The sequence below is a fragment of the Nocardia asteroides genome (genome assembly GCF_900637185.1).
GTDB lineage: Bacteria > Actinomycetota > Actinomycetes > Mycobacteriales > Mycobacteriaceae > Nocardia > Nocardia asteroides.
In genome coordinates, this window is record NZ_LR134352.1 from 4,667,214 (window position 1) to 4,688,689 (window position 21,476).

Annotated in this window: 19 protein-coding genes; 9 read left to right on the plus strand and 10 right to left on the minus strand. The window is 71.5% G+C overall.

All coding sequences use genetic code 11. The features are described 5' to 3' along the window. Positions 1–24 precede the first annotated feature (24 nt). Both EL493_RS21820 and dmpG read left to right on the plus strand, forming a co-directional pair. Positions 25–933 carry an acetaldehyde dehydrogenase (acetylating) gene (locus tag EL493_RS21820; RefSeq protein WP_019047460.1) on the plus strand — a complete coding sequence of 303 codons (909 nt, stop codon included), beginning with the start codon at positions 25–27 and terminating at the stop codon, positions 931–933. A gap of 12 nt (positions 934–945) precedes the next feature. Beyond that, positions 946–1,980 carry a 4-hydroxy-2-oxovalerate aldolase gene (dmpG, locus tag EL493_RS21825; protein WP_019047461.1) on the plus strand — a complete coding sequence of 345 codons (1,035 nt, stop codon included), beginning with the start codon at positions 946–948 and terminating at the stop codon, positions 1,978–1,980. Between the two features lie 36 nt (positions 1,981–2,016). Here dmpG and EL493_RS21830 read toward each other — a convergent pair whose 3' ends face one another. The 3 genes from EL493_RS21830 to EL493_RS21840 form a co-directional block, all read right to left on the minus strand. Next, positions 2,017–4,425, minus strand: coding sequence for an MFS transporter (locus EL493_RS21830; protein ID WP_019047462.1), 2,409 nt, complete (start codon positions 4,423–4,425; stop codon positions 2,017–2,019). Between the two features lie 176 nt (positions 4,426–4,601). After that, complete coding sequence (locus tag EL493_RS21835; RefSeq protein WP_019047463.1) at positions 4,602–4,979, minus strand: DUF5655 domain-containing protein; 378 nt, start codon at positions 4,977–4,979, stop codon at positions 4,602–4,604. After that, positions 4,976–5,833, minus strand: a complete 858-nt coding sequence (locus EL493_RS21840; RefSeq protein ID WP_019047464.1) for an NAD-dependent protein deacetylase — start codon at positions 5,831–5,833, stop codon at positions 4,976–4,978. Before EL493_RS21840 ends, EL493_RS21835 begins: the two co-directional genes overlap by 4 nt. 136 nt (positions 5,834–5,969) lie before the next feature. Here EL493_RS21840 and EL493_RS21845 point away from each other — a divergent pair, with 136 nt between their 5' ends. Then, positions 5,970–6,425, plus strand: coding sequence for a hypothetical protein (locus tag EL493_RS21845; protein WP_019047465.1), 456 nt, complete (start codon positions 5,970–5,972; stop codon positions 6,423–6,425). Between the two features lie 122 nt (positions 6,426–6,547). After that, complete coding sequence (locus EL493_RS21850; protein ID WP_074965628.1) at positions 6,548–6,898, plus strand: hypothetical protein; 351 nt, start codon at positions 6,548–6,550, stop codon at positions 6,896–6,898. Here EL493_RS21850 and EL493_RS21855 read toward each other — a convergent pair. From EL493_RS21855 to EL493_RS21880, 6 genes are all read right to left on the minus strand, one after another. Continuing rightward, positions 6,876–7,730, minus strand: coding sequence for an acyl-CoA thioesterase domain-containing protein (locus tag EL493_RS21855; RefSeq protein WP_198041139.1), 855 nt, complete (start codon positions 7,728–7,730; stop codon positions 6,876–6,878). The two genes, EL493_RS21850 and EL493_RS21855, sit on opposite strands and share 23 nt — an antisense overlap. Positions 7,731–7,810: 80 nt before the next feature. Further along, complete coding sequence (locus EL493_RS21860) at positions 7,811–8,662, minus strand: acyl-CoA thioesterase domain-containing protein (RefSeq protein ID WP_019047468.1); 852 nt, start codon at positions 8,660–8,662, stop codon at positions 7,811–7,813. After that, on the minus strand, positions 8,659–12,294 hold the full coding sequence (gene cobN, locus EL493_RS21865) for a cobaltochelatase subunit CobN (protein WP_019047469.1): 3,636 nt from the start codon (positions 12,292–12,294) through the stop codon (positions 8,659–8,661). Before cobN ends, EL493_RS21860 begins: the two co-directional genes overlap by 4 nt. A gap of 187 nt (positions 12,295–12,481) precedes the next feature. Then, positions 12,482–12,964, minus strand: a complete 483-nt coding sequence (locus tag EL493_RS21870) for a hypothetical protein (protein ID WP_019047470.1) — start codon at positions 12,962–12,964, stop codon at positions 12,482–12,484. After that, on the minus strand, positions 12,961–14,352 hold the full coding sequence (locus EL493_RS32465) for a DNA polymerase III subunit beta family protein (RefSeq protein WP_019047471.1): 1,392 nt from the start codon (positions 14,350–14,352) through the stop codon (positions 12,961–12,963). The genes EL493_RS21870 and EL493_RS32465 overlap by 4 nt, the downstream gene beginning before the upstream one ends. 47 nt (positions 14,353–14,399) lie before the next feature. Next, positions 14,400–15,068, minus strand: a complete 669-nt coding sequence (locus EL493_RS21880) for a hypothetical protein (protein ID WP_019047472.1) — start codon at positions 15,066–15,068, stop codon at positions 14,400–14,402. A gap of 118 nt (positions 15,069–15,186) precedes the next feature. Here EL493_RS21880 and cobG point away from each other — a divergent pair, with 118 nt between their 5' ends. Together cobG and EL493_RS21890 are read left to right on the plus strand one after the other, a co-directional pair. Further along, positions 15,187–16,377, plus strand: a complete 1,191-nt coding sequence (cobG, locus tag EL493_RS21885) for a precorrin-3B synthase (RefSeq protein ID WP_019047473.1) — start codon at positions 15,187–15,189, stop codon at positions 16,375–16,377. Between the two features lie 86 nt (positions 16,378–16,463). Further along, entirely contained in the window at positions 16,464–17,555 is a 1,092-nt protein-coding gene (locus tag EL493_RS21890; protein WP_019047474.1) for an RNA ligase (ATP), read from the plus strand. 112 nt (positions 17,556–17,667) lie between these two features. Here the strand turns inward: EL493_RS21890 and ddaH are convergent, their stop codons facing one another. Then, positions 17,668–18,522 carry a dimethylargininase gene (gene ddaH / locus EL493_RS21895; protein ID WP_022566785.1) on the minus strand — a complete coding sequence of 285 codons (855 nt, stop codon included), beginning with the start codon at positions 18,520–18,522 and terminating at the stop codon, positions 17,668–17,670. A gap of 135 nt (positions 18,523–18,657) precedes the next feature. Here ddaH and EL493_RS21900 point away from each other — a divergent pair, with 135 nt between their 5' ends. Genes EL493_RS21900 through EL493_RS21910 form a run of 3 tightly spaced genes read left to right on the plus strand, consistent with a single transcriptional unit; the run spans position 18,658 to position 21,314 of the window. Continuing rightward, a complete protein-coding gene (locus EL493_RS21900) occupies positions 18,658–19,095 on the plus strand; it encodes an Lrp/AsnC family transcriptional regulator (RefSeq protein ID WP_019047476.1) in 438 nt (145 codons plus the stop codon). 48 nt (positions 19,096–19,143) lie between these two features. Next, positions 19,144–19,779, plus strand: a complete 636-nt coding sequence (locus EL493_RS21905) for a precorrin-8X methylmutase (protein WP_019047477.1) — start codon at positions 19,144–19,146, stop codon at positions 19,777–19,779. Positions 19,780–19,784: 5 nt separating this feature from the next. After that, entirely contained in the window at positions 19,785–21,314 is a 1,530-nt protein-coding gene (locus tag EL493_RS21910; protein WP_030203776.1) for a precorrin-2 C(20)-methyltransferase, read from the plus strand. The last annotated feature ends 162 nt before the right edge of the window (positions 21,315–21,476 follow it).

Here is a 21,476-nt window from a genome sequence, read left to right on the forward strand (position 1 = left end):
ACTACTGTGCCAAGGAGGCTCGACGTGTCCAACGGGACAGTCACCGCCGCGATCGTCGGATCCGGCAACATCAGCACCGACCTGCTCTACAAACTGCTGCGCTCGGAGTCCATCGAGCCCCGCTGGATGATCGGCATCGACCCCGCGAGCGAAGGCCTGAAGCGCGCCCGCGGGCTCGGCCTGGAGACCTCGGCCGAGGGCGTGGACTGGCTGCTCGCCCAGGACGAGAAGCCGGACATGGTCTTCGAGGCCACCTCGGCGTACGTGCATCGCGCCGCCGCGCCGCGCTATGCCGAACTCGGTATCCGTGCCATCGATCTCACCCCGGCCGCGGTCGGTCCGGCGGTGATCCCGCCGGTGAACCTGGACTCGCTGCGCGACGCCCCGAACGTCAACATGATCACCTGCGGCGGCCAGGCCACCATCCCCATGGTCGCGGCCGTATCCCGCGTCGTGCCGGTCAAATACGCCGAGATCGTCGCCTCGGTGTCCTCGGTCTCGGCCGGCCCCGGCACCCGCGCCAATATCGACGAGTTCACCAAGACCACCTCCAAGGGTGTCGAGACCATCGGCGGCGCCGAGCGCGGCAAGGCCATCATCATCTTGAACCCGGCCGAACCGCCGATGATCATGCGCGACACCATCTTCTGCTCCATCCCCGACGACGCCGACCGCGACGCCATCGCCGAGAGCATCGTCGCCATGGAGAAGTCGATCCAGGAATACGTGCCCGGCTACCGGCTGCTCAACGACCCACAGTTCGACGACCCGTCGGTGATCTCCGGTGGCATGGCCAAGGTCTCGATCTTCGTCGAGGTCGAAGGCGCCGGCGACTTCCTGCCCCCCTATGCGGGCAACCTCGACATCATGACCGCCGCCGCGACCCGCGTCGGCGAGGTCGTCGCCGGCCAGATCCTCTCGGCCCGGGTGTAAGGAGCGCACATCATGGTCTATTCCCCCGAACTCGACATCCGCGTCACCGACACCTCGCTGCGGGACGGGTCGCACCACAAACGTCACCAGTTCACCGTCACCGAGGTCCGCGACATCGTCGCGGCGCTCGACGGCGCGGGCGTGCCGGTCATCGAAGTCACCCACGGTGACGGCCTGGGCGGTTCCTCGTTCAACTACGGGTTCTCCAAGACCCCCGAACAGGAGCTCATCAAGGCCGCCGCCGAGACGGCGAAGAAGGCGCGCATCGCCTTCCTGATGCTGCCCGGCGTCGGTGTCAAGGACGACATCAAGATCGCGCAGGACAACGGCGCCACCATCTGCCGCGTCGCCACCCACTGCACCGAGGCCGACGTCTCCGTCCAGCATTTCACGGTCGCCCGCGAACTGGGCCTGGAAACCGTCGGCTTCCTGATGATGTCGCACAGCCAGCCGCCGGACGTGCTCGCGCGACAGGCGCGCATCATGGCCGACGCGGGCTGCCAGTGCGTCTACGTCGTCGACTCCGCCGGCGCGCTCGTCCTCGAGCAGGTCACCGACCGGGTGGCGGCCGTGGTCGCCGAGCTCGGCGACGACGCCCAGGTGGGCTTCCACGGGCACGAGAACCTCGGTCTCGCGGTCGCGAACTCGGTGTACGCGGTCCGCGCGGGCGCCACCCAGATCGACGGCAGCGCACGGCGATTCGGCGCGGGCGCGGGCAACCTGCCGATCGAGGCCTTCATCGGAGTCTGCGACAAACTCGGCATCTCCACCGGCGTCGACTTCTTCGCCGTCACCGACGCCGCCGAGGACGTGGTCCGCCCGGCCATGCCGTCGGAATGCCTGCTGGATCGCCAGGCCCTGATGATGGGTTACGCGGGCGTCTACTCCAGCTTCCTGCGGCATGCCGAACGTCAGGCCGACCGCTACGGCGTCTCCGCCGCCGAGCTGCTGGTGCGCGCGGGCAGGCGCAAGCTCATCGGCGGCCAGGAGGACCAGCTCGTCGACATCGCGCTGGAACTCCAGCGCGAAGCCTCCGTCAGCGCCTGACCAGCCGGGGTGCCGCGTACTCGCGCGGCACCCCGGTCAGCGGTGGTGCATCGACTCCTCGGTGTCGTAGCCGAGGGTCACGTCGTGGGTGATCTCGCCGCGGGTGACCGAGACCTGGCTCGCCACCGGCGGATACCCGCGGGCGACGACGGTGTACTCGCCCTCGGGAAGGTCGGGGACCAGGTACTGCCCCTTGTCGTCGGTGCGGGTGGTGGCCGCCGGGTCGCCCGCCGCGTCGAGGACGGTGATCTGCACGTCGGCGACCGGCCGCTCGCCGTCGACCCAGGCCGAGCCGATCAGGATCGCCATCGGCTCGAGGTCGATGTCGTGGTGCAGCGACCCGGTTTCCGGCACGGTCAGCGATACCGCGGACGGCCGCATGTGGTCGGCCACCGCCACCAGGGTGTAGGTGCCGCTCACGACGTCGCGGCACACGTAGGCGCCGTCCTCGCCGGTGATGGCGGCGCCCACCACGTCGCCGCCGGGATCGGTGAGCGTCACCGTGGCGCCCAGCAGCGGTTCACCGCGCCGGGCCGAGCGCACGATGCCGGTCAGTTCCCCCGCGCCGACGAGCATCAGGTCCACGTGCAGGGCCCGCTCCCCCATCGACACACTCACCGCCTCGGGCTGATGCCCGGCGGCCGCGGCGATGAGCACGTAGTTGCCCGGTTCCGGCGCCTCCACCACATAGGCGCCCGCGGCGTCGCCGTTGCCGCGCGCCACCTGATGTCCGTGCTGGTCGATCAGGGTGAGGGTGGCGCCGGGGACGGGACGGTCGTCGTCGCGGCGCAGCAGACCGGCGATCACCCGGCCGGTGGCGGTGGGATGCAACCGGTCGCCGATCTCGTGCGCGTCGTGCAGGCTCACATCGCGCAGCAGGGTGGCGTCGGGATCCTCGTCGGGCACCGGATCCTCGCGCAGCGGAATCTCTTTCATGAACACCAGGACCAGGCAGGCCACGATCGCGAGGTCGGCGGCGAGCAGGAACACACCTTGCATCGCGTCGGTGAACCCGGTCAGGATGGGCACCCGCAGTTCGTCGGGCAGCCCGGCGATCCCGGAGGTGTCGCGTTGCAGGGCGTCCAGGCCCGCGGCGTCGAGCCCGGGCGGCAGCGCGCCGCCGAACGCGGACAGGATCGACCCGGGCAGCCGGTCGAACAGCACCGTGAGGAACACCGCGACGCCCAGGGTGCCGCCGAGCTGGCGGAAGAAGGTGGCCGCCGCCGTCGACACTCCCATCTCGCTCTGCGCCACCGCGTTCTGCGCCGCGATGACCAGGGTCTGCATGCAGCCGCCGAGCCCGAAACCCATGACGGCGCTGAAGGCCAGCGGCTGCCACAGTGGCCCGTCGAAGCTCACCCGGGCGAACAGGCCGCAGCCGATCGCCAGGATCAGCGCGCCCAGCACCGGCAGCACCTTGTAGCGGCCGGTGGCCTTGGTGATCAGGCCCGACAGTTGCGCGCCGACCATGATGCCCAGCACCAGCGGCAGCATCAGCAGACCCGCCTCGGTCGGCGAGAACCCCCGCACCACCTGCAGATACTGCGGCACCATGGTGATCGCGCCGAACATCGCGACACCGACGAGGAAGCCACCGAGGATGGCGATGCTGAACGTCGAGCTGCGGAACAGCCGCAGCGGGATCAGCGCCGCGTCCTTCATGACGAACTCGACGACGAGGAACAGCAGCAGCCCGCCCGCGCAGATCCCGTAGCAGAGCAACGACTTCGGCGAGGTCCAGCCCCACATCCGGCCCTGTTCGGCCACGATCAGCAACGGCACGACGCCGATCACCAGGGTGGCCGCGCCGAACCAGTCGATCCGGCTGCGCACCCGGACGTGCCGCACGTTGAGCACCTTGGCCACGACCAGGAACGCCAGCACCCCGACCGGCACGTTCACCAGGAACACCCAGCGCCAGCCCTCGATGCCGCCCAGGCTCTCGTAGTCGGACAGGAAGCCGCCGACCACCGGGCCCAGCACCGTCGCGATGCCGAACACCATGAGGAAATATCCCTGGTAGCGGACCCGTTCCCGGGCGGGCACGATATCGCCGACGATGGTGAACGCCAGCGACATCAACCCGCCCGCGCCCAGCCCCTGGAAGGCGCGGCAACCCGCCAGCTGGTACATGGTGGTCGCGAAGCAGCAGGCCGCCGACCCGATCACGAACAGGGCGATGGCCAGCAGATAGAACGGTTTCCGCCCGTAGATGTCGGCCAGTTTGCCGTAGAGCGGCGTGGTGACGGTGGCGGTGATCAGATACGCCGTTGTCGCCCAGGCCTGTTCGTCGAACCCGTCGAGACTGTTCGCGATCCGGACGATCGCGACACTGACGATGTTCTGGTCGAGCGCGGCGAGGAACACCCCGAGTAGCAGGCCGGACAGGATCGTGAGGGTCTGGCGGTGCGTGAGGCGTGGTTCGGCAACGACGGTATCGGTCATCGAAAAGCCCTGGTTCTGATCGGCTGGCGAATGGGGGGCGATCACACGGCCCACACGAGGGCCGACAACCCCGCTGCGAGGAAAACTTTGCGCCGCGGGTGGAACTCTTCATGCACTGGTGCGCAGAGCTTACCCACGCCGGATCCGGCGCCGTCACCGAGGGATCAAGTAACCGATCATTTCGCACCGAAACGATAGGCGGCGGCGATCAGATCTGCCAGTTCCGGATCGTGTGCTTCGGCGAGCGAATGCACGACGACCAGGTGATTCCAGCGCGCCCGCCCGACCTGATTCACCCGGTACACCGGTGGACCCGCGATTTCCCGATCGATCGCGAGCATGATCTGCACGGTGCCTTCCGGATTCCGCCCGCTGATGTTGTAGAGCGAAACCCAGGCGAACTTCCTGGCACGGCCGAAGCCGATCTGCGAAGCCACCGACAGTTCCGCCGGCCCGTTTGCGGCGATCAATTCCCGTAGCACCGTGAAGATCTCGAGAGAATGCGGTTTTCCGGCGAAGAATGCGGCGATCGCGTCGTCGGCGGATTCGCTCATGGTCCGGCGACCGGGATCGGCGCGGGCAGCCGTTCGGCAAAGGCGCACAACGTCTCCGAGCAGCCGGCCTCGACGCGGACGGTGGCCAGCTCGTCGGCGCGGGTGGCGCCGCGGTTCACGATCACCACCGGCACACCGTTCTTCGCGGCGCGGCGGACGAATCGCAGGCCCGACATGACCGTCAGCGTCGAGCCGGCGACGAGGACCGCCTGCGCGTCGTCGACCAGGGCGAATGCCGCCGCGACGCGGTCGGCGGGGACGGATTCGCCGAAGTAGACGATGTCGGGTTTGAGCATGCCGCCGCAGGCGGCGCAGTCGAGCATCCGGAAGCGCGCGGTGTCGGCGACCACGGCGTCGGCGTCGGGGGCCACCTCGATGCCGGTGGCCGAGACATCCTCGGCGAAACCGGGATTGGCGGCTTCGAGCCGGTCGGCGAGGGTCATCCGGGAGATCGTGGCCGCGCACCGCAGGCAGCGCACCCGCGCGTAGGTGCCGTGCAGGTCGATCACCCGGCGCGCACCCGCCTTGGTGTGCAGGAGGTCGACGTTCTGGGTGATCACGCCGCTCACCACGCCGGCCCGTTCCAGCGCGGCGACCGCGCGGTGGCCGGGGTTGGGGCGGGCCGCGTCCATCCGCCGCCAGCCCAGGTGGTTGCGGGCCCAGTAGCGCTGCCGGAAGGCGGCGTCGCCCACGAACTGCTGGTAGGTCATCGGGTTGCGCGGCGGCGAAGCCGGGCCGCGGTAGTCGGGGATGCCGCTGTCGGTGCTCAGCCCGGCCCCGGTGATCACCACGAGCCGGCGTCCGGCCAGCACGTCGGCCGCACGCTGGACCGCGTCCGGGGCGGCATCCACCATGAATCCACTGTACGAGGGGACGGGACGGCGAACACGCCGGGGCGAAGTTGCGTGCCGCGCGGGTCCGGCGACATGATGGTGCATCCGTCCGGAGCGTCGCGCCGTCGCGTGCGAGATCGACCGTCAGAGGAAACCTGTGTCCGACATCGACGAGTACGGCCGCACCGCGCTCTCCGCCGCGGTCGACGCGACCATCATCGCCGTCCGCCGGATGTTCTACGTCCTGGGCGACGACATCGACACCGCCGAGGGCCCGATCGAGTTCACCTTCCACGACGGGTCGACCCTGCTGCTCGACGTCGGCGTGGACGGCGCGGAACTGCGGATCGGCGCCGCGCCGTGGCGGGATCCGTTCGAGCCGCTGGTGGACCCGGTGAACATCGAATACGTCGCCGCCTCCGGCAAATACACCGCCTTCGACGTCACCGACGAGCACCCGTACGTCCTGTTCGCCGGGCGCCGGGTCGACGCGGTCTCGGTGGTCCCGCTGCCCGACGGCAGGCCCCGCGCCGCCACCCTGTACCTCGGCGAGGGCATGGTGAAGGCCGAGTCGATCGCCGACGAACTGATCGTGACCCTCGTGCCCGCCTGAGCACCCCTCGCACGGTTCCGGCGTGGTGACACGGCGCGCGGTTGCGTCCGTGCGCGGCCCACTCGAGGCAGCATGGGCCACGGCGGAGTGGGTGAACCGGGTGGCAGGGAAGGTGTGCGCGGGTGAGTGCGACGGTGCCGGGACAGGTCAGGTGGCGGGCGAGTTGGGGTGTGGCGGCGGGGTTGTTCGTCGCGGTGTTCGTGCTGGTCCCCGCGACCTTCGCGGTCCAGGACGCCTGGCGGATCCCGATGCCGCGCACCGTCGCGTTCGCCGAGATCGAACCGATTCCCACCGCGTACTGGCTCAGCTGGGCACTGACACTGGCCGTCCTGCTGGCCCCCGCGCTGGTGCTGGCACTGCTGCCCGTGGCGCGGCTGATCGTGCTCGGCTACCTGCTGACCACGACGGCGGTCGGCGTGGTGCTGTGCGCGACCACGGTCGGGCTGGCGTTCAGCGGGCTCGATCCGGCGTGACCTCAGCCATCGACATCACCTCGGTCATGGTGTCGATCACCGAACCACTGATCTGGCGGTGCTCGTTGGCCAGGGCCGTGGTGGTGCAGATCCCGAACGCGCCCTCGGCGTCGTAGAGCACCGCGGCGCCCGCGGCGATGCCGTCGGCGCTGAGATGCGATTCCGCCTCGATGCCCATCTCCGGCCCGATCGGCATGCGCGAGAAGGTGATCGAGACGTCGGTGTTGATGAAGCCGATGCCCTCGGTGCCCCAGTTGGTGACCAGGCTGGTCTGCTCGCCGGTCATCGCGGCATAGCAGAACGGGGACGACTCCTCCCCCGCGACGACGGGGATGTTGCGCACCCACTTGCGCTTCCTGGTGTCGTTCTGGTGCTCGCTCATGGTCACCGACCAGCCGGTGCCGTCGCTGCCGAACAGGTGCATGGCGTCGTCGATCGCGGCGCGTGCCTCCGGCGGCGGAAGCGGGCGCTCCCGCTCCGGGCGCCACACCTGGCCCGGCGGCTGGGCCGAACGCCGCAGCAGCAGGGCACTGCCACGGGCCACGACGGCCTCCCCGGAGCGCAGCACGATGCTCACCGCGCGGACCCGTTTGCCGTCCCTGACCAGCTCGCTCTGCACGGTCAGCGGCACGGCGGGTACGGCGCGGTGCAGGTCGACGGTCAGCCGGGCGGGGGCGAATCCGTCGGCGCAGTAGCGTGTCTCCACCTCGCGCGCCATCAGCCCGCACACCGGCGGCCCGGACAGCGTGTTCGGCGCCCACAGGCTCATCGAGTACCTGGTGGGCTGGAAAACGCCGTCGTCTCGCGTGAAATACGCCGGAGAAGTGCTCATCGCGACTCTCTTCTGCACGCGGCCGGGTGCCGCTCCCCGAACAGATTAGAACCTGTTCTAGTTTTCCGGCAAGTCGGGAGTCAGACCCGCTGCGCGCCACCCCGGGCCGGGATGTAGGCGTCGATGGCCGCGCCGCTGATCTGCCTGCGCTCGTTGGCCACGGCCGACACGGTACACAGCGCGAACACCCCGTCCGCGTCGTAGAGCATGGCGGCACCGGCGGCGATGCCGTCGCTGCTGAGGTGATCATCGGCCTCGATGCCCATCTCGACAGCGCGCGGCAGCCGCGCGAAGGTGATCGACACGTCGGTGTTGATGAACCCGATCCCCTCGGTGCCCCAGTTGGTGACCAGGCTGGCCTGCTCGCCCGCCATCGCCGCGGAACAGAACGGCGACAACGGTTCCCCGGCCACCACCGCGATGGGGCGGACCCACTTGCGTTTGCGGGAGTCGTTCTCGTGCCGGGAGATCTCGACGGTCCAGCCCGCGCCGGAGCCGTCGCTGTCGAACAGGTGCACGGTCGGGGCGACCGCCGCCAGCACCGACGGCGGGGGCAGCGGCGGGCGGCGGTCCGCGCGCCACACCTCGCCCGGCGGCTGCGCGGACCGTTTCAGCAGCACCGCCGAGGCCCGGGCGACCACCTCCCCGTCCGCGCGCAGTACGGCCGTGGCCGCGCGCACCCGGTTGCCGTCCCGGGTGGGTTCACTGTCCACGGTGAGCGGGACCGCGGGCACCGGCTGGTGCAGGTCGACGGTGAAGCGCGCGGGCGCGAAGTCACCGTCGTGGAACCGGTCGTCGATCTCGCGGGCCAGCAGCCCGCACACCGGCGGACCCGACAGCAGCCCGTCGGCCCACAGGCTGCGACCCCACGACGTCGGCGTGTACACCGCGCCGTCGCGCCGGAAGTAGGCGGCGGGCTGCTCGGCGCTCACTCCAGTTCGCCCTCGGTCTCGAGGTACACCTGGCGCAGCTTGTCCAGGGTCTCGGCTTCGGGGTGCTCCCACAGCTTGCGTTCGGCGGCCTCGAGCAGCCGCTCGGCGATGCCGTGCAGCGCCCACGGGTTGGACTGCTCCATGAACTTGCGGTTCACCTCGTCGAACACGTAGCTCTCGGTGAGCTTCTCGTACATCCAGTCGGCGACGACATTGGTGGTGGCGTCGTAGCCGAACAGGTAGTCGACGGTGGCGGCCATCTCGAACGCGCCCTTGTAGCCGTGCCTGCGCATGGCCTCGAGCCAGCGCGGGTTCACCACGCGGGCCCGGAACACGCGGGCGGTCTCCTCCGACAGCGTGCGTGTGCGCACGGCGTCGGGACGGGTGGAGTCGCCGATGTAGGCCTCGGGGTTCTTGCCGGTCAGCGCGCGCACGGTGGCGACCATGCCGCCGTGGTACTGGAAGTAGTCGTCGGAGTCGGCGATGTCGTGTTCGCGGGTGTCGGTGTTCTTGGCCGCCACCGCGATGCGCTGGTAGGCGGTGCGCATGTCGTCGGCGGCGGGCGCGCCGTCGAGGTCGCGGCCGTAGGCGTAGCCGCCCCAGGTGGTGTACACCTGCGCGAGGTCGTCGTCGGTGCGCCAGCTCTTGGAATCGATGAGCTGGAGCAGGCCCGCGCCGTAGGTGCCGGGCTTGGAGCCGAAGATGCGGGTGGTCGCGCGGCGGGCGTCGCCGTGCTCGGCCAGATCCGACTGGGCGTGCGCGCGGACGTAATTCGACTCGGCGGGTTCGTCGAGATCGGCGACCAGGCGGACCGCGTCGTCGAGCAGGGCGAGCACGTGCGGGAAGGCGTCGCGGAAGAAGCCCGAGATGCGCACGGTGACATCGACACGGGGACGGCCGAGTTCGGCGAGCGGGATCACCTCGAGAGTGGTGACGCGGCGGCTGGCCTCGTCCCACACCGGCCGCACCCCGAGCAGCGCGAACACCTCGGCGATGTCGTCACCGGAGGTGCGCATCGCGGAGGTGCCCCACACCGACAGGCCCACCGACTTCGGGTAGTCACCGTGGTCGGCGCGGTAGCGCGCGAGCAGCGATTCGGCCATGGCCTGACCGGTCTCCCAGGCCAGCCGCGACGGCACGGCCTTGGGGTCGACGGAGTAGAAGTTGCGGCCGGTCGGCAGCACGTTGATCAGGCCGCGCAGCGGAGAGCCGCTGGGCCCGGACGGGATGAACCCGCCGTTCAGCGCGTGCAGCACGCGGGCGATCTCGACGCTGGTCTCGCGCAGCCGGGGCACGACCTCGGTGGCGGCGAACCGCAGGATCGCGGCGACCTTGTCCAAGCGCTCGGCATCGGCGCCCGTGGCGCGGTGGCCGTCGAGGATCGCGGTCTCGAAGTCGGCGACCAGGCGCTCGACCGCGTCGGCGGACCAGCCCTCGGCCTGCAGCGCCACCAGCAGTTCGCGGGCGCGGGCCTCCACAACGTCGACCCGCTCGCGGGACTCGTCGCCCGCTTCGCTCAGGCCCAGCGCCTCGCGCAGGCCGGGCACGTTCTGTTCGCCGCCCCACAGCTGGCGGGCGCGCAGCATGGCCAGCACCAGGTCGAGTTCCATCTCGCCGGCGGGCGCCTGGCCCAGGATGTGCAGGCCGTCGCGGATCTGCACGTCCTTGATCTCGCACAGCCAGCCGTCGACGTGCAGCAGCATGTCGTCGAAGACGTCTTCCTCGGGCCGTTCGGCCAGGCCCAGGTCGTGGTCCATCTTGGCCGCGCGCATGAGCGTCCAGATCTGCTGGCGGATGGCGGGCAGCTTGGCCGGGTCGAGCGCGGAGATGTTGGCGTGCTCGTCGAGCAGCTGCTCGAGCCGGGAGATGTCGCCGTAGGTCTCGGCGCGGGCCATCGGCGGGATCAGGTGGTCGACCAGGGTGGCGTGCGCGCGGCGCTTGGCCTGGGTGCCCTCGCCCGGGTCGTTGACCAGGAACGGGTAGATCAGCGGCAGGTCGCCCAGGGCGGCGTCGGTGCCGCAGGAAGCCGACATGCCGAGGGTCTTGCCGGGCAGCCATTCCAGGTTGCCGTGCTTGCCCAGGTGCACCATGGCGTCGGCGCCGAAGCCGTCGGGCGCGGACAGCCAGCGGTAGGCCGCCAGGTAGTGGTGGCTCGGCGGCAGGTCCGGGTCGTGGTAGATGGCGACGGGGTTCTCGCCGAACCCGCGGGGCGGCTGCACCATGAGCACCACATTGCCGAAACGCAGTGCGGCGATGACGATCTCGCCCTGCGGATCGGCGGACCGGTCCACGTAGAGTTCGCCCGGCGGCGGGCCCCACGCCTCGACGACGGCCTCGCGCAGGTCGGCGGGCAGCGAGTCGAACCAGCGGGTGTAGGTGGCGGCGCCGATGCGGATCGGATTGCCTTCGAGCTGTTCGGCGGACAGCCAGTCGGGGTCCTGGCCGCCCGCGGCGATGAGCGCGTGGATCAGCGCGTCGCCGTCGTTGTCGTCCAGTCCGGGAATCTCGCCGGAGTCGCCGAGATCGTAACCGGCGGAACGCAGTTCGGTGAGCAGCCGGATCGCGCTGGCGGGGGTGTCGAGGCCGACGGCGTTGCCGATGCGGGCGTGCTTGGTCGGATACGCCGACAGCATGATCGCGATCCGCTTGTCGGCGGCGGGGATGTGGCGCAGGCGCGCGTGCCGCACGGCGATACCGGCCACCCGGGCCGCGCGCTCGGCGTCGGGGACATAGGTGGACAGGCCGTCGGCGTCGAACTCCTTGAACGAGAACGGCACCGTGATGATGCGGCCGTCGAATTCCGGCACCGCCACCTGGGTGGCGACGTCCAGCGGCGAGAGGCCGTCGTCGTTGGCCTCCCACTGGGCGCGGCCGCTGGTCAAGCAGAGACCCTGCAGGATCGGCACGTCCAGGGCGGCCAGCGCGGCCACGTCCCAGGCTTCGTCGTCGCCGCCCGCCGACGCGGTCGCCGGCTTGCTGCCGCCGGCCGCGAGCACGGTGACCACGAGGGCGTCGGCGCGGCCGAGCAGCGTCAGCAGTTCGGGTTCGGCGGTGCGCAGCGAGGCGCAGTACACCGGCAGCGCGCGGGCGCCCTTGGCCTCGATGGCGGTGCACAGGGCGTCGATGTAGCCGGTGTTGCCCGCCAGGTGCTGGGCCCGGTAGTAGACCACCGCGACGGTCGGGGCGTGCGGTTCCAGGATGCGCGCCGAGCGCTCGAGCTCGCCCCAGGTGGGCAGTTCCACCGGCGGGGCGAAGCCGTGCCCGGTCAGCAGCACGGTGTCGGAGAGGAAGTGGTGCAGCTCGCGCAGGTTCTCGGCGCCACCGGCGGCGAGGTAGTTGTGCGCGTCGGCCGCGACGCCGACCGGGACGGTGGAGCATTCCATCAGCTCCGCGTCGGGCGCGATCTCACCGCCGAGCGCCACCATCGGGACTCCGCTGGCACGCACCGCGTCCAGGCCCGCTTCCCAGGCCCGCCTGCCGCCGAGGATGCGCACGATCACCAGGTCGGCGCCGTCGAGCAGCTCCGGCAGATCCTCGATCAGCAACCGGGCGGGGTTGCCCCACCGGTAGTCGGCGCCACTGGCGCGCGCGCTGAGCAGGTCGGTGTCGGAGGTGGACAGCAGCAGGATCACAGGGTGAGACCTTCCTCGGGTGGCGCGCCCAACGGGATCGGGTGGGGTGCTCGCCGGAGAGGGTCTGGCTGTTCACAGTGGCGCGACCGCACCGGATTTCCACCGGTTTCCTCGACGCCCGCCGAGCATCCCGATCGTACTGGCCGCCCCCGGGAAGCAACTTTCCAGCCCACCTGGGTGCCGGCGGTCAGTGGGTCGGGCGGCGGGTGGAGTCACCGGCGGCGATCATGGCGGCGACCTCGGTGACGGCGGTGCGGATCATCGCTCCGTACGCGTCGTCGGTGAGGGCACCCAGGCGGTCGCGGGCGGCGTCGAGGTGGCGGGTGGCGGCGGGGAAAGCGCCGAGGCGGCGGAAGTTGTCGGCGAGGTTGAGGTGCAGGGAGGGATAGAAGCCCGCCACGTGCAGGCTCGCGTGGTACTGCTGAGCGCGGGCGTCGGAGAGTGCGTCGGCGGCATCGAGAGCACGGGTGTCCCAGACCAGGGCCTCGGCGGGATCGTCGTGGCAGTCGGCCAGGTAGTGGGCGAGGGTGCAGCGGTGCAGGGGATCACCCGCGACACCGATCTCGGACCAGATCGCGAGCAGCGTGGTGCGGGCGGCATCGGCGTCACCGGCGCGGAAGTCCTTGACGCCCTGGGTGATCCGGGCCATGACAGGGTCGGTGGTGGTCATCGGGAGGTCTCCTCGGGGAGGTCGGGGCGGCACGGCATGGCCAGGGTGAGCAGGTCGCCGTCGTCGGCGGAACGGATGCGGGCGGGCAGGTCCGGCGCGAGCAGGTCGACCATCACGTCGGGGCCGACCGCGCCCGCCACGGCGGGATACAGCGTGATCACGGCGAAGTGGATCGTCATCGGCGGACCGGCGGCAGTCGCACCCATCGGCGCCACCCCGAGCCGCACCCCGGCCGAGTCCACAACCAGCGTGATCGTCGGCGCGGCGCACTCCTCGAGCGCGGCCAGCGCTGCCGCCCGGTTCAGCACCACCCGGGTCGTCACCGGGGGCAACGCGGCCAGCATCGCCCGATAGTCGGGGAACTCCTCGGCACTGATCCGGCACCGCCGCCGGTCTTCGCGCGCGGCGTCGGCGCCGAGTTCGAGGTGCGTCGCGCCGGGACGCAAGCGGACGGTGTGCGTACGACGCAGCCAGGAGGCCGCAGTCCGCAGGTCGTCGGCGTCGACGGTCGCGGACCAGTCGGGGACGGCGGCGCCCCAGTCCGCGGCCGAGGCCGTCGCGGCGATGTCGGCCGCGCGGAGATCGCCGGAGGTGAGCGTCGCGGCCTCGCCCACGGTGGCGGTGCCCAAGCTGTCGTCGGCGGCGACCGTCGCGGCGATGTCGGCCGCGGGGCGATCTTCGGCGGCAAGCGTCGCGGCTTGGCCCGCGGTGGCGGGATCGAAGTCGGTGGTGGGGGTTTGGGCGGCGGCCGGGGTTGTTCGGAGGGTGCGGGTGGCCAGGCGGTAGCGGTCGGTGGCGGTGAGGACGAGGTCCTCGCCTCGGGCTTCGAGGTGAATGCTGTTGAGTACCGGCAGATCCGGGTCGAGCACCGTCGCGGCGGCGATCTGGTCGATCGCGGCGGCGAGCAGCGGGCCGCGCACCCGGACGACACACTCGTCTCGCCGCGCCGCTGTGTTCGGTTCCGCTGCCGGCGCGTGGTCGCGGTCACCCGACGGCGAATCCGTCTCTGGCGCTGTGCCGGTGGCGGAGGGCACGGCAGGTGTGGTTCCGGACCGCATCGCGGTGCGGGCGGCGTCGGCGGCGGAGCGGATCGCGTCGAGGTGGTCGTCCAGGGCGTGGAGGTGGTCGTCGACGAGGGACGCTCGCCGGGCCGGATCAGGTTCGGTGAGAACCGTGACGACGGCGGGGAGCGGCATGTCGACGGCGCGCAGGGATCGCACGAGCCGGGCGGTCGCGGCCTGATCGGGGGCGTAGTACCGGTACCCGGTGGTCGCGTCGACGACGGCCGGGACCAGCACGCCCGCGTCGGCGTAGAAGCGCAGCGCGCTGGCGCTCAGCCCGCAGGCACGGGCGAAGGCACCGATGGTGAGCAGCTCGGAATCGGACACCGGCCCATCATCGGGGTTCGAGCGGCTCGAAGGTCAAGCCGGCGGCGTCAGTCGCGGTCGGTGCCCACCGCGACCATCTCCGGCGAACCGGTACCGAGGTTGCGGTAGATGTTGGCGACCACCATCTGCCCGAGCGCGTTGTTGCCGACACCGCCGATGACGGCGCCGATTCCGGCCGGAATGAACGTGCCGAACATCAGCAGCGTCCGTTTCACCAGGTAGTTCACGATGAACCGCTTGGCGGGCGAATCGGGCATGCTCGCCAGGCCGGGAATCCGGTCGGTGACGACACCCAGCCACTGGCCGGTCTTGTGCCCGGCGGTCTCGTCGAGCAGCTTCGTCCCCGACTCCCCGAGCACCACCTTCGACACCAGATGGTCGCGGCGGGCATCGGCGGGGTCGAGATCGTAGGCGGCCGCGGCGCCGACGGCCAGCGCCGAGGACGCCTCCAGGAACACCGCGGTGTCGACGCCGGTCGCGAGCAGACTCAGCACGGTGCCCACCCCGGGCACGGCGGCGGTGAGCCCGACCACCACACCACTGGTGGTGACGACGACCAGATACTGGCGCGACAGCCGCTGCACGGTCTGCACGGGCGCGTCCTGCGGATGCCTGCGCTCGAGCCAGTCGACGTAGCGGTCCACCGCCCCGGTCTGCCTGCGCGCGACCTTGTCGAGCGCGGGAACCACCCGCTTGTCCACGAACTCACGCAACATGCGACAACCTCTCCTGTCGATGTCCGAACCGGCGATCTGTCGCCCACCACCCTAGGGGACCGCGCGCGGCGATGCCCGGCGGTGCCGCGCGCGTCGGCGGTCGTAGGCTGGACGGATCATGACCAGGAGCACTCCCGACTCTTGCCCCGGTGTCCTGCGCCTGCACCAGGCCGCCGACGGGCCGCTGGCCCGGATCCGCGTCCCCGGCGGCACGCTGACCCCGGCGCAACTGCAGGCCCTGGCCGACGCGGCGCGCGAGCTGGGCAACGGCGCGCTCGAGCTGACCTCGCGCGGCAACATCCAGCTGCGCCGGGTCACCGACGCCGCCGCGCTCGCCGACCGGCTCGACGCGGTCGGCCTGCTGCCGAGCCGCACCCACGAGCGGGTCCGCAATATCGTCGCCTCGCCGCTGTCGGGCCGGGTCGGCGGCTGGTCGGACGTGCGCGACCTGGCGACCCACCTCGACACCGGCCTGCGGGGCGACCCCCGGCTGGCGGACCTACCGGGCCGGGTGCTGTTCACCCTCGACGACGGCCGCGGCGATGTGAGCACGCTGCGCGGCGACATCGGTATCCAGGCGGTCGGCGACGGCGAGTTCGCGCTGCTGCTGGCCGGCGCCGACACCCGCGTGCGGGTGACCGCGGCCGAGGCCGTCGAGGTGATGCTCGACGCGGCCCACGGCTTCCTCGACCTGCGCGGCACCGGCGCCGACGGGCAGTGGCGGCTGCACGAGATCCCCGGTGGCGCCGAACGGGTCGTCGAGACCCTGGACCGCTCCCCCGCCGGCGCGCCACTGGAACTCGGTGCGGCACACGACATTCCGATCGGCTGGCTCGATCAGGACGACGGCCTGGTCAGCCTCGGCGCCGGCGTGCCGCTGGGGACACTGCCCGCGCGGACCGCCGAATTCCTCGCCGCCGTCGAACGACCGGTGCTGGTGACGCCGTGGCGCAGCCTGGTCGTCACCGATCTGGACGAGGGTCCCGCCGACACCGTCGTGCGGGTACTGGCCCCCATGGGCCTGATCTTCGACGCGCACTCGCCGTGGCTGCTGACCAGCGCGTGCGCGGGGAAACCGGGGTGCGCGAAATCGCTCACCGATGTGCGCGCCGACCTCGCCGCGGCCGTCGAGGCCGACCGGGTCACGCCGGGCCCGCAGCCGCCGGTGGACGCGCTGATCGTGGCCGAGGAGGTCACCGTGGCGGGCAGGCAGCACTGGTCCGGGTGCGACCGCCGGTGCGGGCGCCCGACCGGCCCGGTCACCGATGTCGTGGCGACGCCGGACGGGTACCACGTGCGCACGCACTGACCCACCTGCGCTGCACCGCAGGGAAATTCGGTCGACTCCGTCGGTGCCGCCTCGTACGCTGACCCCCACGTCAAGAGGGGGTTTCCATGTCCACATTGCAGGTGACGGCCGAACGGCTCGTCGTCCATCCGCATCCGAACGCCGACCGGCTCGAGCTGGCCCAGGTCGGCCTGTACCGGGCCGTCGTCGCCAAAGGCCAGTTCGCCACCGGCGAGCACGCGATCTACATCCCGGAGCAGGCGGTGCTGCCCGAGGAGCTGATCGCCGAACTGGGGCTCACCGGCAAACTGGCGGGGTCGCGGCGCGATCGGGTGAAGGCGGTGCGGCTGCGCGGGGAGGTGTCGCAGGGCATCGTGTGCACGCCCGCCGCGCTGGCCGGGGTCGACCTGGCGGCCGCGGCGAGCGCCCGCACCGATTTCGCCGAGGCGCTCGGTGTCACCAAATGGGTTCCGCCGGTCCCGGTCTCGATGTCCGGACAGCTGGAAGCCGCGCCGGAGCTGCTGCGCTGGATCGATGTGGAGAACATCAAACGGTTCCCCGGCATCTTCGCCGCGGGCGAGCCGGTGGTGGCGACGGAGAAGATCCACGGCACCGCCTGCCTGCTCACCCACGTCCGCGCCGAGGACCGGATCCTGGTGTCCTCCAAGGGCGTCGGCGGGAGATCGCTCGCGCTGGTGCCCGCCGAGGGCAACCTGTACTGGCGCGCGATCCGGGCGCACGGACTCGACGAGGCGGCCCGCAAGATCGCCACCGCGCTCGACGCCGACCGGGTCGGGCTCTTCGGCGAGGTGTACGGCGCGGGCGTGCAGGACCTGCACTACGGCGCCTCGGCCGCGCAGGACGCGACGCTGGGGTTCGGCCTGTTCGACATCGCCGTCGCCACCGGCGACGAGCCGGTGCGTTGGCTGGGCCATGCCGAGATCGGCGCGCTGCTGGGCGAACTCGGCCTCGCGGTGCCGCGGGTGCCGGTGCTCTACGAGGGCCCGTACGACGCGGCCGCGCTGCTGGCGCTGGCCGAGGGCGCCGAAACCGTCAGCGGTGCGGGCAGCAACATCCGGGAGGGTCTCGTCGTGCGGCCCGCCGTCGAACGGATGTCGCCGGTGCTGGGTGGACGGGCGATCGGCAAGATCGTCTCCGACGCCTACGTGCTGCGCGACGGCGGCACCGAATTCGAGTGAGCCGCGGCGGTTTCCACGCCCACCTGCCGCGCCGGCGGGCCGGCCGCGGACCGGGAGGTGGACACGGCCCCGCGCCCACCCGGCCGCCGCGACCGCGGCCGGGGCACCCGGGCTAGGCGGCGCGGCGGGCGTGCAGTTCGAGCACGCAGCACTTCACCCCGCCGCCGCCCTTCCGTAATTCGGACATGTCCACCGGTACCGGCGTGAACCCGCGCGCCCGCAAGGCCGCGATCAGGCCGGTGGCGCCCGGGTCGAGGAAGACATGGTGTCCGTCGCTGACGCCGTTGAGCCCGAACGCGAGCGCGTCGTTCTCGTCGGCGCGGATCGCGTCCGGATACAGCGCGGCCAGCACCTCCCTAGCGGCCGGGCTGAACGCGCCCGGGTAGTAGGCGACGGTGGTGTCGTCGAGGACCATCAGCGCGGTGTCGAGGTGGTAGAAGCGCGGGTCGACCAGTTCCAGCGACACCACCGGCAGGTCGAAGTACCGCTCCACCTCGGCGTGCGCGGACAGCGAGCAGCGGAAGCCGACTCCGGCCAGGATCCGCTGCCCGGCGAAGGTGAAGTCACCCTCGCCCTCGTTCGTCTCCTCCGCCGGGGCGAGTGCGCGCAGTTCCCTGGCCGCGAACCAGCGGTGGAACGCCGGGCCCTCGGCGGCACGTTCCGGGTGGGCGAACCGCGCCGAGAGCGCGTGCCCGCCGATCACGATGCCGCTGTTGGCGGCGAACACCATGTCCGGCAGACCGGGTTCGCCCGGCACGGTCTCCACGCTGTGGCCGTGCTGTTCGAGCACGGCGCGCAGGATCTCCCACTGCGCCAGGGCGCGCGCCCGGTCGACGGGGGCCGCCGGGTCCATCCAGGGGTTGATCGCGTAGGCGACCTCGAAGTGATCGGGCCTGCACATGACATAGCGACGCGGGGTGGCGACCCGCGTGGACGTCGTGGCGCGAAGGGGGGCTGCGGCGGTCATCAGGACTCCCGGTGGCTGCGCGGATCGAGTGTTGCTCCGAAGGTAAATGTCCGCCCGTTGCACGGGGAACACCGATTCGTTGCGCATATCGGTGCCATGATGGAGAAATCTTGCGTCTCCGGCCCGAGGAGTGACATGGACGACATCGATCGCCGCATCCTGGCCACGCTGCTCACCCACGCGCGCGCTTCGTTCCAGGAGATCGGCGCGGCGGTGGGGCTCTCGGCGCCCGCGGTGAAGCGGCGGGTGGACAAGATGGTCGCCACCGGTCAGATCACCGGCTTCACCGCCCAGGTCAATCCGGCGGCCCTGGGCTGGACGACCGAGGCGTACGTGGAGGTGTACTACCGCGACAACATCTCCCCCGCCGAACTGCGCCGCACCCTGGAACCGATCCCGCAGATCGTCGGCGTGTGGACCATCGCGGGCGAGGCCGACGCGCTGGTCCACGTGATGGCCACCGACATGGCCGAGATCGAGGTGACCGTGGAGCGGATCAGGGAGAACGCGCGCGTGGGCCGCACCCGCAGTTCGCTGGTGATGTCGCGCATCCTGGAGCGGCCGCGCACCTGAGCGACCGCGGCGGATACCCCGCCGGACACAGGTTCTAGGGTTGACCGCATGTCCGACGTGCGTACCAGCTACCTCACCGACGGCGCCGAGATCTATCGGCGCTCGTTCGCGACGATCCGCGCCGAAGCCGATCTCGCCGGTTTCCCCGCCGACGTCGAGCGGGTGGCGGTCCGGATGATCCACGGCTGCGGGCAGGTCGACCTGGCCGGTGACATCGCCTACTCCCCGGGCGTCGTCGCGGCGGCGCGCGCGGCGTTGCGCGCGGGCAAGCCGATCCTGTGCGACGCGAACATGGTCGCCTCCGGGGTCACCCGCAAGCGGCTGCCCGCCGACAACCCGGTGCTGTGCAACCTCACCGACCCGAGGGTCCCCGCGCTGGCCGCCGAGATGGGCAACACCCGGTCGGTCGCGGCGCTCGAGCTGCTGCGCGACCAGCTCGACGGCGCGGTGGTGGCCATCGGCAACGCGCCGACCGCGCTGTTCCACCTGCTCGACATGCTCGACGCGGGCGCGCCCGCCCCGGCCGCGATCATCGGCATCCCGGTCGGTTTCATCGGCGCCGCCGAATCCAAGCAGGCGCTGATCGACTTCGGTGGAGTCGAATATCTGACCGTGCGGGGCAGGCGCGGCGGCAGCGCCATCACCGCGTCGGCGCTCAACGCGATCGCGAGTGACCAGGAGTGAGTGACATCAGCAGCGGCAAACTCTGGGGCATCGGCCTCGGCCCCGGCGACCCGGAACTGGTGACGGTGAAGGCGGCCCGCCTCATCGCGGCGGCCGACGTGGTGGCCTTCCACAGCGCCCGCCACGGGCGCAGCATCTCGCGCGGCATCGCCGAACCGTATCTGCGGCCCGGCCAGATCGAAGAACACCTGGTCTACCCGGTGACCACCGAGACCACCGACCATCCCGGCGGCTACCAGGGCGCGATCGACGAGTTCTACGAGCAGGCCGCGGCCCGGCTGGCCGTCCACCTCGCGGCCGGCCGCTCGGTGGCCCTGCTCGCGGCGGGCGACCCGCTGTTCTACAGCTCCTACATGCACATGCACCGGCGCCTGGCCGACCGGTTCGAGGCCGAGATCGTCCCCGGCATCACCTCGGTCAGCGCGGCCTCGGCCGCCCTGGGCACGCCGCTGGTCGAGGGCGAGCAGGTACTCACGGTGCTGCCGGGCACGCTGCCGGTCGACGAGCTCACCCGCCGCCTGCGCGACACCGAGGCCGCCGCGATCATGAAACTGGGCCGCACCTATCCCGGTGTGCGCCAGGCACTCGCGGATTCGGGACGCCTCGCCGACGCGTACTACGTGGAGCGGGCCAGCAGCACCCGCGAGCGGGTGCTGCCCGCCGCCGACGTCGACGACGCCGACGTGCCGTACTTCGCCATCACCCTGGTGCCCGGTCCCACCCCGACCACCCCGATCGTCGCCCGCACCGCCCGGGCCGAAACCACCACCGCACCGGCCGAATCCACGGGCGAGGTCGTCGTCGTCGGGCTGGGCCCCGGCGACACCGCCTGGACCACCCCGGAGGTCACCGCCGCACTGGCCGCGGCGACCGATCTCGTCGGCTACACCACCTACATCGACCGCGTGCCGGTCCGCCCGGGCCAGCGCAGGCACGCCAGCGACAACAAGGTCGAGTCCGAACGGGCCGCCATGGCCCTGGATCTCGCGCGGCGCGGCGCCAAGGTGGCCGTGGTGTCCTCCGGCGATCCCGGCGTGTTCGCGATGGCCGCCGCGGTGCTCGAGGTGTCGGCCGAGCCGCAGTTCGCGCAGGTGCCGGTGCGGGTGCTGCCGGGCATGACCGCGGCCAATGCCGTCGCGAGCCGGGTCGGCGCGCCGCTGGGCCACGACTACGCGATGATCTCGCTCTCGGACCGGCTCAAGCCGTGGGATGTCGTCGCCCAGCGGCTGGCCGCCGTCGCCGCCGCCGACATGGCGATCGCGATCTACAACCCGGCCTCCTCGCAGCGCCGCTGGCAGGTCGGCGCCATGCGCGAGGTGCTGCTGGCCCACCGCGCGCCCGAGACACCGGTGGTGCTGGGCCGCGATGTCGGCGGGCCGGCCGAGTCGGTCCGGGTGATCACCCTGGGCGAGCTCGACCCGGACGAGGTCGACATGCGCACCCTGCTGATCATCGGTTCCTCCACCACGGCCGCGTTCGCGACCCCCGAGGGGACCCGCGTGTTCACCTCGCGCCGCTACGGAACACCCGTCTAGCAGCGCGATCCGCCTCGCAGAACACCCCCGGGTTCGACGATCCCGGGGGTGTCCGGTGGCACACTGGGGTCCGGCGGGCCCGGCCCGCCCTGCTCCACAGCGTGACATCTCGTGACCTGGTTCGATTCCCCAGCACGTCCCGCGCGGACGAGGAAAGGATTC